The organism is Streptomyces sp. RLA012, assembly GCF_056270325.1.
The window spans coordinates 11,398,783-11,412,097 of the sequence record NZ_JBWDPA010000002.1 but is presented as its reverse complement, the minus strand read 5'-3'; the positions used below and the strand labels follow the sequence as shown (position 1 = coordinate 11,412,097).

11 protein-coding genes and 1 pseudogene are annotated in these 13,315 nt (G+C 68.6%); 9 read left to right on the top strand and 3 right to left on the bottom strand.

Features of this window, described 5'->3' with window-relative positions; translation table 11 throughout:
- The first annotated feature begins 5 nt into the window (after positions 1-5).
- Both RV986_RS51930 and RV986_RS51925 read left to right on the top strand, forming a co-directional pair.
- A protein-coding gene (locus RV986_RS51930; RefSeq protein ID WP_475916178.1) for an IS3 family transposase occupies positions 6-1,246 on the top strand; the annotation gives its coding sequence in 2 pieces (ribosomal slippage) (positions 6-279 and positions 279-1,246; 1,242 coding nt in all).
- Positions 1,189-1,686, top strand: coding sequence for an MFS transporter (locus tag RV986_RS51925; protein WP_475924714.1), 498 nt, complete (start codon positions 1,189-1,191; stop codon positions 1,684-1,686). The genes RV986_RS51930 and RV986_RS51925 overlap by 58 nt, the downstream gene beginning before the upstream one ends.
- An 84-nt stretch (positions 1,687-1,770) precedes the next feature.
- On the opposite strand, the gene RV986_RS51920 is transcribed toward RV986_RS51925, so the two are convergent.
- Positions 1,771-3,498 carry an IS1634 family transposase gene (locus RV986_RS51920; RefSeq protein WP_475922758.1) on the bottom strand — a complete coding sequence of 576 codons (1,728 nt, stop codon included), beginning with the start codon at positions 3,496-3,498 and terminating at the stop codon, positions 1,771-1,773.
- Between the two features lie 173 nt (positions 3,499-3,671).
- Between RV986_RS51920 and RV986_RS51915 the strand changes: the two genes are divergently transcribed.
- Positions 3,672-4,031: a hypothetical protein gene (locus RV986_RS51915; protein ID WP_475924072.1), complete on the top strand. Its 360-nt coding sequence runs from the start codon at positions 3,672-3,674 to the stop codon at positions 4,029-4,031.
- 215 nt (positions 4,032-4,246) lie between these two features.
- Here RV986_RS51915 and RV986_RS51910 read toward each other — a convergent pair.
- A pseudogene (locus RV986_RS51910) lies at positions 4,247-4,589 on the bottom strand (transposase); the annotation flags it as partial.
- 244 nt (positions 4,590-4,833) lie between these two features.
- Here RV986_RS51910 and RV986_RS51905 point away from each other — a divergent pair.
- From RV986_RS51905 to istA, 3 genes are all read left to right on the top strand, one after another.
- A complete protein-coding gene (locus RV986_RS51905; RefSeq protein ID WP_475924071.1) occupies positions 4,834-5,241 on the top strand; it encodes an ester cyclase in 408 nt (135 codons plus the stop codon).
- Positions 5,242-6,048: 807 nt separating this feature from the next.
- Positions 6,049-7,302, top strand: coding sequence for an IS4 family transposase (locus RV986_RS51900; RefSeq protein WP_475918579.1), 1,254 nt, complete (start codon positions 6,049-6,051; stop codon positions 7,300-7,302).
- Between the two features lie 328 nt (positions 7,303-7,630).
- The gene (istA, locus tag RV986_RS51895; RefSeq protein WP_475924070.1) at positions 7,631-8,911 is read left to right on the top strand and encodes an IS21 family transposase; all 1,281 of its coding nucleotides are present in this window, start codon (positions 7,631-7,633) and stop codon (positions 8,909-8,911) included.
- Here the strand turns inward: istA and RV986_RS51890 are convergent.
- Complete coding sequence (locus tag RV986_RS51890; RefSeq protein WP_475924069.1) at positions 8,848-10,662, bottom strand: AAA family ATPase; 1,815 nt, start codon at positions 10,660-10,662, stop codon at positions 8,848-8,850. The genes istA and RV986_RS51890 overlap by 64 nt on opposite strands.
- A 158-nt stretch (positions 10,663-10,820) precedes the next feature.
- On the opposite strand from RV986_RS51890, the gene RV986_RS51885 reads away from it, so the two are divergent.
- Genes RV986_RS51885 through RV986_RS51875 form a run of 3 tightly spaced genes read left to right on the top strand, consistent with a single transcriptional unit; the run spans position 10,821 to position 13,314 of the window.
- Positions 10,821-11,696, top strand: a complete 876-nt coding sequence (locus RV986_RS51885; RefSeq protein ID WP_475924068.1) for an alpha/beta fold hydrolase — start codon at positions 10,821-10,823, stop codon at positions 11,694-11,696.
- Positions 11,697-11,715: 19 nt separating this feature from the next.
- Positions 11,716-12,411 carry an SDR family oxidoreductase gene (locus tag RV986_RS51880; protein WP_475924067.1) on the top strand — a complete coding sequence of 232 codons (696 nt, stop codon included), beginning with the start codon at positions 11,716-11,718 and terminating at the stop codon, positions 12,409-12,411.
- 33 nt (positions 12,412-12,444) lie between these two features.
- Complete coding sequence (locus tag RV986_RS51875) at positions 12,445-13,314, top strand: DUF427 domain-containing protein (RefSeq protein WP_475924066.1); 870 nt, start codon at positions 12,445-12,447, stop codon at positions 13,312-13,314.
- Position 13,315 lies beyond the last annotated feature (1 nt).

Below are 13,315 nucleotides of genomic sequence, written 5' to 3'. Positions count from 1 at the left end.
CCGTTATGGCGAAGCAATACCCGAAGGAGCTCAAGGAGCGGGCCGTGCGTCTGGTCCTGGATACGCGTGATCAGTACAAGACGGAGTCCGCGGCGATCCGGTCGATCGGAGCGAAGCTCGACATCGGGCCGGAGTCCCTGCGGAACTGGGTGCGTCAGGCCGAGGTCGACGCCGGTGCCCGGACCGGGACCACGACCGAGGAATCCGCCCAGCTCAAAGCGCTCAAGAAAGAGGTCGCCGAGCTGAAGCGGGCGAACGAGATCCTGAAGGCCGCAGCGAGTTTCTTCGCGGCCGAGCTCGACCGGCCACACACACGCTCGTAGCGTTCATCGACGAGCACCGGGACCGCTTCGGCGGAGTCGAGCCGATCTGCAGGACGCTCACCGAGCACGACTGCAGCATCCACCCGTCCACCTATTACGCGTACAAGAAACGTCCCACGTCGGCCCGTGCCCTGCGAGACGCGGAACTGGCGCCGCTGATCGTCAGCATCTACCAGGACAACTACAGCGTCTACGGAGCCCGCAAGATCTGGGCCGAGCTCAAGCGCCAGGGCCATCAGGTGGCCCGGTGCACCGTCGAGCGGCTGATGAAGGCCGAGGGCCTGGTCGGGGCGGTGCGCGGCAAGAAGGTCGTCACCACCCAAGTGGCGGACAGGGACGCCGAGCGGGCTCCGGACCGGCTCAGCAGGCAGTTCGTGGCCAGTGCTCCGAACCGGGTATGGGTCGCGGACTTCACCTACGTGGCCACCTGGTCCGGCACTGTCTACGTCGCCTTCGTCGTCGACACCTTCTCCCGCCGGATCGTCGGCTGGTCCGCAGCGACGAACAAGCAGACCCCGCTGGTGCTGTCCGCACTGGAAATGGGGCTGTGGCAGCGTGACCGGGCCGGAAACCCCGTCACCGCAAGGGAGTTGATCCACCACTCCGATGCCGGATCGCAGTACACCAGCTTCCGGCTCGCCACCCACCTGGCCGCCGAACAGATCGCCGCGTCCATCGGCACCGTCGGGGACGCCCTCGACAACGCCCTGATGGAATCGACCATCGGGCTCTACAAAACCGAGCTCATCAAGCCGCAGCGGCCCTGGAAAGCCCTGAGCAACGTCGAGTTGGCCACCGCTGAGTACGTCGATTGGTACAACCACCGTCGACTCCACGGTGAGATCGGCCACGTCCCACCCGCCGAATACGAAACCACCCACTACCAGAACACGCAAAAACAGCAGGTCACAGCCACAATCTAGAGTCTCTACCGAACCCGGAACGGTTCAGTCCCGCACTCGCCGGATTCCTTGCGACTGTCGTCAGCCCAGCCTGGATCATCGGCCTCGACGCCGCGTCCTTCGCCATCCTTGCCGTCCAGGTCGGCCGGCTGGGCGACCTGACCAAGGCGATACCGACGGCTGTGCCGATCGACACCGGCCGATCGGTGGCCGACCTGCACTTGTTGCGCAGGCAGCCCGAACTTCTTGGGGTTCTCGCCCTGACGTGGTTTTTCAACTTCCTCTACGGACCCGTAGAGGTCGCGCTCCCGCTGCACGTCACCGATGATCTTCACTCCGGCGCAAGCCTGCTCGGGCTGTACTGGACACTCTTCGGGGTGGGTGCCTGTCTTGGCGCCCTGGCTGCCGGTGCCCTGCGCAAACTCCCGCTCTCCCGGGTTCGACATAATTCGGCGGCCTAGAGAGCCGAAAGTGCGGCCTGGCCTGCGGGAACATGACTGTGACCGCCTGGAGGGCGTGTCTCTAGGCGGTGGTGTTATGGCTGGTCAGCGCGGTGCGGGCTGAAGGCTGGCGATCTGCCTGGGCGCGGGGATGCCGAGCTTGGTGAGCAGGTCCTGTTGAGGCTTGGTGGGGGTGGTGACCTGCTGGAACGTGCCGGCGGGGCCGGTGAAGGTGCCCAGGTGGAGACGGTCGAGTTCGCGGCGGATCCGGGGCCAGGTGTCGCCGGTGGTGGTCTCGGCGATGCGGATGAGCAGGAGGGCGAGCCAGCACAGCAGGACGTGGGCGCGGATGCGTTCCTCGAGCCGGTGGTAGACCGGCCGCAGGTCGATGATCTGCTTCATGTCGCGCCAGCCGCGTTCGACTTCCAGGAGAGCCTTGTAGCCGCGCGCGATGTCCTCGGCCGAGAGTTTGGGGTCGGAGGATCGCAGGAGGTACTTGCCGTCGAGGTTCTCCTCGGTCTTGATCCTGGCCTGGTCGACGCGGAGCTTGCCGGCGGGGGTGGTGCGCAGGTAGCGGTTCAGGCCGGGCTTGTCGGCGATCTTGCCGCGCAGTTCGCCGCGCTTGAAGTCGCTGAGCTTGTCGGAGTCGGCGATCAGCTCGGTGAGCTGGGCGACGAGTTGCTCGCGTATGTGTTGGTCACGGACCGCGGCTTCGGGGTTGTGACAGATGACGAACCGTTCGGTGTCGCTGATCCGCACTTCCTTGACACGCATGTTCCCGGTGATGTCCTGGTAGCGGCCCTGCCGGGACAGGGCCTGCTTGACCTCGGGGGATGTGGTGCGGAGCTTCTCGCCGATGATGTAGGCGTCGGTGCCGCTGCGCAGGTACCGGCGGTTGCGGTCGGAGGAGAAGCCGCGGTCGGCGACCCACACGATCTTGGAGAGGGTCCAGTCCCGCATGTCGTCCTTGACCTGCCGGATCAGGGTCTGGTCGGAGGCATTGCCGGGCCACGACCAGACGCGGACCGGGATGCCGTCGCGGGTGACGGCCATGCCGATCACGATCTGTGGCAGGTCGTCGCGGGAGTCCTTCGACCTGCCGTGCGTGCGGAACCCCGCCGGCTTGGCCACGTCCCCGTCGCCCGGGCTCTCATCGTCGGCGTCGTTCAAGCGGTGGCCCTTCCCGTCGCGGGCGATGGGCTCGTCCGGCTCCTCCAGCTCGAAGTAGGTGCTGGTGGTGTCGAAGAACAGCAGGTCCACCTCGAGGTTCAGCAGGTGCGCGACCTCGTCGAAGACTTGCTTCTCCAGGTCGTCCTTTACCTCGTGGAGCCAGTCCATCGCTCGGTAGCAGGACTGCTCGCCTGCCTCGGGCAACGAGTCGATGTGCACGTCGTGGGTGATCCATTCGGCAGCCGCGAGCTTCGAGGAGGGGGCCAGCGCGCGGTTGGCGACCAGCGCGAACAGCACCCGCTCGGTCACGGACATGTCCCGGGGCCGGCCCCGCTTGGGCTGCCCGACCCCGGACACGATCTGGTCGATCTTCAGTCGGTGCCACAGGTGGTCCAGGACGTAGGCGCCGCCGAACGGGACCGAGCCGGTGAACTCCAGCCCCGGCACGGCGTTCACGGCCAGGGCCTCGCCGGGCTCCAGCAGGCGCGACAAGGACGCGACCAGGCGCCGGATCGCGTCGCGGTCCAACTCGTCCTCCCGGCCGAAGGTGAACAGCACCTTCGGCACGGCCCGGCCCTTGATCGGGTCCCACTCGTTGTGGGCCAGGTGCAGGTAGCGCACCGTCCCGGACTTGTTCTCCCGCTTGGTCGTCCTCACATACACGACTCCAGACCATACGGGACAAGGCCAGGCCAGTGCAGAAAAATCAGGGAAATCGTGTCTCTAGGCACTTTCGCGTGCGACTCCAGCCCACGCGCACTTGACCAGCAGTTTCACCCTGCCACTGCCTCCAGAACCCCCGAATTACGTCGAACCCGGGGCTCTGGCCGGTCACCTTGGGCATCGTCGCCGGCTGGGGCCTGACACTCGTGCCCTTTGGTCTGGGAACGTCGGTATCCGTCTCCGTCGCATGCTTCGCTCTGGGCGGCCTGATTTACGGACCCTTCACTGCGCTGTCCTTCACCCTGTTCCAGGACCGCACCCCGGCAGCGTGGCTGACCACGGTTCTGGCCGCCCGAGGCGCCGCCCTTCTCACCGCCGCGCCTGTGGGCACCGCGCTCGGAGGCCCCCTGACCGCCGCCCTGGGCCCGCGGCTGGTGCTGGCTGCCTCGGGGATCGCGACCATCACCCTTGCCTTCGTTGCCGCCGGGGTGCGGGCCTGGGGGAAGCACCGGGCGCATTCGAGACTTGCTTGAGAGGCGGCTTGCTCAGCCCCGCATTCCTCGACTCCACGGCACAGGTCCAGTGCCGGCAGGGGGCACTCGGCTGATAGGGCGGGAGGGGGACGAGGCGGAAGTCCTGGGCGGGCCTGTTTCGGGTAGGGCGGGTGGTCTCTTCCGGATAGAGCGCTCCATGGGAACGCGGGTAGTAGCGGGCGAACTCGTGGCGGTCGGGCCGCCCGGCCGCCCCTTTTCCCGAGTTCCAGCAGCGTGCTGATGACCGCGGCAGACGGTGGAGTCCGCCGATGCTGTCCAGCCGATGTCGGCGGCGGCGTCCGCCGTGGCCAGGACGGCCGCGAGGATCCGTTCCCAAGTGCCGTCGCCGGCCCACCGGATCCGCCGCTTGTCCGCGGTCTGGGAGGACCCGAGTTCGTCAGGCAGGTCTCGCCAAGGCGAGCAGGTGCGGTACTTCCACGCGATGGCCTCCCACATCCGCCGGTGGTTGGCCCACCGGCGGCCACGGACCGGATCCGCCGGCATCAGCGGCTCGATCCGGTCCCACATCGCATCACTGATCAGCAGCCGTACAGACATATCCGACACATCCGATCAGCTGAGCAGCCCAACAAAGAGACACGCTCCAGGCGACATCGGCGCAGTCCAGAAGCGCGGGGTTGTCGCATTCTCGGCTTGCCTGCCCGCGAATACTCGCGAGGGTCTTCACCTCTCGTTCCAGCAGGCCGCCTCAGGCCGCCAGACCTATCGTGGAGGGGAGGAAGGGGCGACTGCACATCCTGGATGTGTATGCGCCCAGGACTGCAACGTCAAGGAGCGCGTCATGTCGCGCAGCAGCAACGTCGCCGTCTTGGAGAGCTTCGGATCAGCGGTGAACAGTGACCACCTCGGCGAGCTCGAGGAATGCGTGGCGCCCGACTCTGTGGACCACGACCCGGCCCCAGGACAGGTTCCGGGACCCGAAGGGTATGAGGAGATGTTTGCCACGATGAGGCGGGCCTTCCCCGATCTGCACATCGAGGTCGAGCACGTCATGACCACCGACGACGAAATCGCGCTCGCATACACCATCACGGGCACACATCTCGGTGAACTGATGGGGCACAGCCCGACGGGTAAGACGGTGAGTTACCGAGGCATGCAGATCAGCCGGTTCGCCGACGGGAAAATGGTCGAGCGCTGGGGCAGCAGCGATGAGCTCGGCATGCTGCGTCAGCTCGGTCTCACCTGACCACCGCACGTCGCCCGCAGGCGAACCTGGCCCAGGAGCTCGTGCGCGTCGCCGAGTTCGGTTGTGGGCGTTGGCCACAGCGTGCGGTCGTAACCGATTTTTTCGACCTGGCCGACGTCAAGCGGTGTGCTTCGACCGCACGTACTACGTCGCTGCCGGCAGCAAGGAGTGCGCCAAGGTGTACTTACCGGGTGGGTGTCAGTTCAGCGGCATCACTGCCTTCCCAGCATCGGCTTGGCAGAGCCTGAACCCGAGTAACAGTCTGGAGCCGCACGCTCCTCACCGGTCAATGGCCAGACTTCAACCCTCTGAGTGCCGCAGTTGGTTGTGACCGCACTTGGCCACTACACACTTCAGCGGGCCGCTCTGACGTACAAGGCCGGGGTTGCGAGCTGTGCCTATGGGCTGCTCGGTGGCGCATAGGACGTATTCGCAGGCACGGTTGAAGCCTCCCTTGCGCGGGCGGGAGAGACGGATTGCACCAGGGGGCAATGTTGGCGCCTGGTGGAATTAGCTGTGCCCGCGCTTACGCGTCTGAATGACGCGCTTGATTGGATCGGCCACTCAAAAGACTACCAATATCACAAAAGGGAGCGCCGCAAGGATGAAAATAACGCCAAAGACCGTGACAAACAAGAAATCGCCCCACCAGCGCACCCAGGACCCTGAAAACTCGAAGCTTCCGCCGTAGCCATCGGGGTTCGCCAAATCTGAAAGCATCAAGATCCAATGCCGCTAAGTTAGGCGGCTCGTGTCGTCCGCCTGACGATGGGGCAGGGGGGCAGCCGTCTCGCTAGGGTGCGGTTCGTGGCGCGAGTTGGGCAGGTCAGTGGGGACGAGCCGTCGGGCGGGCGGCTGACGGACCACATCGAGTTGGGTGTGCTCGCCCGTACGTTTCCCCGGGATCTGCTGGAGGAGGTCCTGGACGTCACGGGTCGGCGGGAGAGGCGGGTGCGGCGGCTTCCCGCTCATGTGATGATCCGTTACGTGATCGCGCAGGGCTTGTTCTTCGGGAGCGGGTCGGAGGAGGTCATGCGCCAACTGGTCGGTTCCCTGCGGCATCTGGGCTCGTGGAGTGACGACTGGCAGGTGCCCAGCACTTCGGCGATCGCGCAGGCCAGGGCCCGGCTGGGGGCCGAACCGCTGCGGGAGTTGTTCCGACGCGCGGCGGTCCCGGCGGCCGGACACGGCACCAAGGGCGCGTGGCTGGCCGGCCTGCGGCTGATGTCGATCGACGGAACCGGCCTGGACGCGGCCGACACCGAGGCCAACGTGGCCGCGTTCGGACGGATGAACTCCGGGCCCAAGGCGTCGGCCTTTCCCAAGGTGCACCTGGTCACCCTGTCCGAGTGCGGTACCCACGCTGTGGTCGCGGCGGAAATCGGCGGCTGCCGGACCGGGGAGCGTACGCTGGCGGCCGGTGTGCTGGACGCTTTGGAGCCGGACATGCTGCTGCTGGCCGACGCCGGTTTCTACAGCTGGCAGCTGTGGCACGACGCCGCCGCCACCGGCGCTGCCCTGGTGTGGAGGATCGGCGCCGGTGTGAGTCTGCCCGTCGTTCGTGCCCTGCCCGACGGCTCCTACCTGGGCCTGCTCTTCGACCCGTCGGTCAAGACCGCGCGCCGCCAGGCACTCCTGACCGCCGCCCGGGCCGGGCAGGAGGTGCCCGGGGAACAGGCGCAGCTGGTGCGGGCCGTGGAGTTCACCGTGCCCGACCGAAATCCCGACGGGGAACTGGTCTGCCTGATCACCACCGTCCTGGACCCCGCCCGGATCAGCGCCACCGAGCTGGCCACCGCGTATGCCCAGCGGTGGGAGCACGAGTCGGCGCTGGACGAGATCAAGACGCATCTGCGTGGTGGCGGCCAGATCCTGCGCAGCAAGTCTCCCGACATGGTCGAGCAGGAGATCTACGGACTGCTCCTGGCGCACTACGCGGTCAGGGACCTGATGTGCCAGGCCGCGGACGAAGCAGGCCACGACCCCGACCGGCTGTCATTCGCCCGCTCCGTCCGCGTCGTCCGCCGCCAGGTCACCGACCAGGCGGCCTTTCCCCCCTGAACACCTGCCCACGGCAACCGCCCACACCCTCGCCGAGATCACCGAGCGGCCCAACCCCCGGCGTCGCCACCGCACCTACCCCCGCGTCATCAAACGCGCCCGCCACAACTCCTACCGCGTGAAACGCCCCACCGACGTAGCCCTCAAACACACCGGACCACCCACACCGCAACTCATCCGAGCCACCTAACTTAGCGGCATTGCATCAAGATCCAAGTTCCGCTTGTCGGCGACGGGTGAATCGTGACCCTCTGACGGCGGATCAAAACTGACCCCACTTCGTGGTCTTCTGACCAACCTGATCTTGATCGAAGGTCAGGAGAAGAGGGTGATTTCCGTGGAGGACTGGGCAGAGATCCGCAGGCTGCACCGGGCCGAGCAGATGCCGATCCGGGCGATCGCCCGGCACCTGGGCATCTCGAAGAACACCGTGAAGCGGGCGCTGGCCACGGACCGGCCGCCGGTCTACTCCCGGCCGCCGAAGGGCTCGGCGGTCGACGCGGTCGAGCCGCAGATCCGGGAGCTTTTGAAGCAGACTCCGACGATGCCGGCGACCGTGATCGCCGAGCGGATCGGCTGGGAGCGCGGGATGACCGTCCTCAAGGAACGCGTACGCGAGCTGCGGCCGGCCTATCTGCCCGTCGATCCGGTCTCGCGCACCACCTATCAGCCCGGCGAGCTGGCCCAGTGCGACCTGTGGTTCCCGCCGGTCGACATCCCGCTCGGTTACGGGCAGTCCGGTCGGCCGCCGGTGCTCGTGATGGTCTCGGGCTACTCGCGGATCATCGCCGCGCGGATGCTGCCCACCCGCACCACCGGCGACCTGATCGGCGGGCACTGGAAGCTTCTGACCGGCTGGAATGCGGTTCCGCGGATGCTGGTCTGGGACAACGAGGCCGGCATCGGCCGCGGCAGGGTGACCGGCGACTTCGCCGCGTTCGCGGGCCTGCTCGCCACCCGGATCTACCTCTGCAGACCCCGCGATCCAGAAGCGAAGGGGCTGGTGGAGCGGGCCAACGGTTACCTGGAGACCAGCTTCCTTCCGGGCCGCACCTTCACCGGACCCGAGGACTTCAACACCCAGCTGACCGCCTGGCTGGCCATCGCCAACCGGCGCCAGCACCGCACCCTGGGCGCCCGGCCGGTCGACCGGTGGGAGGCCGACCGGGCCCAGATGCTCACTTTGCCGCCGGTCGATCCGCCGCGCTGGTGGCGTTTCGCCACCCGCATCGGCCGCGACCACTACATCCGCGTCGACACCTGCGACTACTCCGTACACGCCCTGGCCATCGGCAAGAAAGTCCAGGTCCGCACCGACACCGACGAAGTCATCGTCACCCTCACGCCCGGCGGGGCCGAGGTCGCCCGCCACCCGCGGTGCTGGGCCAAGCAGCAGACCATCACCGATCCCGTCCATGCCCGCGCCGCTGCCCTCCTGCGCGGCGACTACCGCCATCACCAAGCGTCCCAGGCCCGGGCCGCCAGCCGGCACAACGCTGCCACCGCCAGTGATCTCGTCGAGGTCGAACAACGCCAACTCGGCTCCTACGACCGCATGTTCACCCTCATCGAGGGCGGCGGCCAAGCCGATGATCCGGAGGTCTCCTGATGCCCGCCACCACCAAGACCGCCACCGCGGCGGGGCCCAGAACAGGCCGTCAGACCGCCGCCGACCTGTCCTTCCTGGCCCGGGCGATGAAGGCCCCGGCCCTGCTGGACGCCGCAGAGCGGCTGGCCGAACGCGCCTTGAAGGAGACCTGGACACACACCGAGTTCCTCGTCGCCTGTCTCCAGCGGGAGGTCTCCGCCCGGAGCGCGCGGGGCGTGCGGCGGCGGGGGTGCCGCGGTGGCCGCGCGAGCCGCCTCCAGGACATGACCTCCTGGGCTTGCCAGGCGGCCTGCGAAGATCGCGGCGGACACCGCGTCCAGGTAGGTCGCTCGGGACAGGTCCGCGTCGATGGGTTCGAGCCGCCTGGCCGCCTTCAGCAGCAGTGTCGGGGCTTCACCGGCCCGGCTGGTGTTGAACGCGAGCTGGGCCCGCATCATGTCCGCACTTGCCTGCTGGAAGTCGCTGAGCCGGCCGGATTCGGCCATCGCCAGCAGGTCCCGAGTCGTGTCGAAGGCTCCTGCCTGGATCGTGGCCTGTGCGGCGTCCAGCGCCCGGCCGGCCCTTTGGGCCGGGTCGAGCGTGAGCGTTGCCGCCTGTTTCAGGAATGCGGCTGCGGCGGCCAGGCCGCCGCGTGCCCGGGCCCGGCCGGCCGAGTGTTCGAGCTCGGCGGCGAGGTCCTCGTCCGGCCCCGGGGCGGCCTGCGCGCGGTGCCAGGCCCGCCGGTCGGGATCGAGCTGCTGGTCGGTGGCCTCGGCCAGGGCACGGTGCGCCTCGTGCCTGTTCTGGGCCGATGCCGACCGGTAGGCCGCCGAGCGGGCCAGCGGGTGACGGAACCGCACTCGTGTGCCGAACTCGGCCAGACCGGCATCGGCCGCGGATACAGCCGCGTCGGAGCAGATCCCGAGCAGGCCGGCTGCCCGCCACACCAGTGCCGGGTCGCCCGACGGGTCGGCCGCCGCGATCAGCAGCAGCCGTCGGGTCTGCTCGGGAAGGGCACCGATCCGCCGTAGGAAGGTCTCTTCGATGCCGCCGGAGAGCGGTACCAGGCCGGGAAGCCCGAACCCTCCGGCCAGCTCCACCGGCGCCAGTCCCCGGGTCAGCTCCAGCAATGCCAGCGGGTTGCCCCGCGCCTCGATGACGATCTGGTCCCGCACCCGCGCGTCGATCGGCCCGGTCAGCACCGCATCCAGCAGTGCCCGCGCATCGGCCTCCCGCAGCCCCTCGACCGCCAGGTCCGGCACCCCGGCAAGGTCGCCGCTCTCGACACGGGCCGCGAAGACCAAGCCGATCGACTCCGTGCCCAGGCGGCGCGCGACGAAGGCAAGGACCTGCGCCGAGGCGCGGTCGAGCCACTGCTGGTCGTCGACCAGGCACATCAGCGGCCGCTGCTCCGCAACCTCGGACAGCAGACCGAGCACGGCCAGCCCGACCAGCCACCGGTCGGGCGGCGGCCCCTCGCTCATGCCGAAGGCGGTCCGCAGCGCATCACGCTGGGGCGCCAGGAGATGCTCGAGCCGGTCCAGCACCGGCGCGCACAGCTGGTGCAGCCCGGCATATGCGAGCTCCATCTCCGACTGGACTCCGGCGGCGCGCACCACACGGCAGCCCAGCGCCTGAACAGCCAGATACTCCAGCAACGCGGTCTTGCCCACGCCCGGTTCGCCGTGCACCAACAGCGCCCGGCTCTCACCTGCGCGAACCGATCCGATCGGCCGGTCGAGCACCCCGCACTCGCCGCGGCGGCCCGTCATCGCCGCCGAGCGTCTCCGTCCCGGAGGATCCACGGGCACACGCACGCCACCACGCTGTCCCCCTGAGCGCGCTGGCGGCGATGGCCAGCCAGTGGCGGATGCGGCTGCTGTCCCGCCGGGCGCAGGCTTCAAGTGAGCCGCGAGTGAACGGAGCAGCCGTGAACGCAATCCATCACCGCTACGCCACCGTCGGTGGACAGCGGCTGTTCTACCGGGAAGCGGGACCGGTCGGTGCGCCCACCGTGGTGCTGCTGCACGGCTTCCCCACCAGCTCGTTCATGTTCCGGAACCTGATCCCGCTGCTGGCCGACCGGTATCACGTGATCGCCCCGGACCACTTGGGCTTCGGCCTGTCCGACGCCCCGCCGACGGACGAGTTCGACTACACCTTCGACGCCCTCGCGGACCTCACCGCGGACCTCACCGCGGGCCTGCTGGGACAGCTGGGGGTCCGCCGGTTCGCCCTGTACGTCCAGGACTACGGGGCGCCCGTGGGTTGGCGGCTCGCCCTGTCGGATCCGGCCGCGGTCACGGCCATCGTCACCCAGAACGGCAACGGCTACGAGGCGGGTTTCGCTGAGGAATTCTGGAAGCCGGTACGCGCGTACTGGCAGAACCAGAACCCGGGGACCGAGGCGGCGGTGCGTCAGGCGCTGACCCTGGAGGTCACCCGGTGGCAGTACCTGCACGGCGTGCCGGACGAGAGCCTGGTCAGCCCGGACACCTGGTACCACGACTTCGCCCTGCTGTCCCGGCCCGGGAACGACCTGGTGCAGCTGCGACTGTTCGCCGACTACGCGAGCAACCTCCCGCTGTATCCGAAGCTGCACGCCTACCTGCACGACAGCCGGGTACCGCTGCTGGCCGTCTGGGGCCGCAACGACGAGATCTTCCGCGCCGAGGGCGCGCTCGCCTTCGCCGACGACGCACCCGGCGCCGAGATCTGTCTGCTCGACGGCGGCCATTTCCTGCTCGAAAGCCATCTCGACGCCGCGGCGGGCTGCATCCGCCGCTTCCTCGAAAGGACACTGTGATGACTGGACCACTGAAGTGATGACTGGACCACTGAAGGACGAGACCGTCCTCGTCATCGGACGGGGCGGCGGGCTCGCCCGCGCCGTCGCCTTCGCCGCCCGCGACGCGGGAGCCCGCGTCATCGCCGCCGGCCGCGACCGGCACGCCCTCGCAGACGCCTACGCCGGCGAACCCGACATCACCACCGAGACCGTCGACCTCACCGACGAAGCCTCCATCGCCGCCCTCGGTAAGCGGCTCGGCACCGTCGACCACGTCCGTGGTCACCTCGCCGACCTGGACCGGGACGCGGTCAGGCTCTCGTTCGACACCAAGGTGATCGGCCCGCTCATGCTGGCCAAGCACCTTGGCCCCCGCATCGACGAGGGCGGATCGTTCACCCTCTTCTCCGGTGTCGCCGCGGCGAAGATCGCGGTCGGGACCCTGGCGGTGGCTATCACCAACGGTGCCGTCGAAGTCCTGGCCCGCTCCCTCGCCCTGGAGTTGGCCCCGGTCCGGGTCAACGCCGTCTCCCCCGGAGTGATCGACACCGGCGCCTGGGACGCCCGGGGCGAGCAAGGCAAGGTGGACTACTTCGCCGATATCAGCGCCCGCAACCCCGTACGGCGCATCGGCACCGCCGACGACATCGCCAATGCCGTCCTGTTCGCCATGACCAGCACCTTCCTGACCGGCGTGACACTGCACGTCGACGGCGGCGAGCCGCTCACCTGACCTCACCCGGACCAACCGGAAAGGAACGAAACGATGGGCCTCTCCTGGCAGCAAGGACCGCTCGCCCCCGGAGCGGTCGGCCGGTTCCTGGTCCCCGATCCGCTGCCCGACAGGATGCTGTTCGCCGAACCACTGCGCCGGCGCATGCGCGTCCGGTTCGGCGACGCGTGGATCGCCGACAGCGAGGACGTCGTGCTGCTGCACGAGCCCGGCCGCTATCCGGTGGCCTACTTCCCGCTCGGCGACATCACCGCCGACGTCCTGCAACCGGGCGAGCACACCACCCGGCACCGTGACCTCGGACCGACAGCTTGGTACACCGTCCGCGCCGGGTCCCAGAGCAAGCAGCGCGCGGCCTGGCAATACAGCGAACTACCCGACCACGCCAGGGATTTGAAAGGCCGGGTGGCCTTCGCCTGGCGGGCGATGGACGCCTTCTACGAAGAGGACGAGCGGATCGTCGGCCACGCGGCCGACAGCTACCACCGCATCGACATCCGTACGACCAGCCGCCATTTGGTCGTCCGCAGCGGCGAGCGGGCCGTCGCCGACACCACCCGCCCCCTGGTGCTGTACGAGTCCGAGTTCGCGCCACGCTGGTACGTGCCGCGCGCCGACGTCGACGGGTCCGCGCTGACCCCGGTCGAAGGCCAAACCTTCTGCCCGTACAAGGGCCTGGCCGGCTACTACGACATCGCAGTCGCCCGCCGCGCGGCCTGGTCGTACGAGGACGCCTGGACCGAGGTGCGCCGCATCTCTGGGCTGGTGTCGTTCGAGCCGGACCAGATCGAGGTGTACCTCGACGGCGTCCGACTGCGGCTGGAGCCGGGCCAGACCGTCGTCCCGCACGGCGTCGACCGCAACCTCGATCTCGACGAGACGACCGCCGCCCGGCAGCCATGAC

Bases quoted from the DNA above. Each gene is read 5' to 3' on its own strand.
- RV986_RS51905 (WP_475924071.1), top strand. From the start codon at position 4,834: ATGTCGCGCAGCAGCAACGTCGCCGTCTTGGAGAGCTTCGGATCAGCG.
- RV986_RS51880 (WP_475924067.1), top strand. From the start codon at position 11,716: ATGACTGGACCACTGAAGGACGAGACCGTCCTCGTCATCGGACGGGGC.
- RV986_RS51890 (WP_475924069.1), bottom strand. From the start codon at position 10,662: ATGACGGGCCGCCGCGGCGAGTGCGGGGTGCTCGACCGGCCGATCGGA.
- RV986_RS51875 (WP_475924066.1), top strand. From the start codon at position 12,445: ATGGGCCTCTCCTGGCAGCAAGGACCGCTCGCCCCCGGAGCGGTCGGC.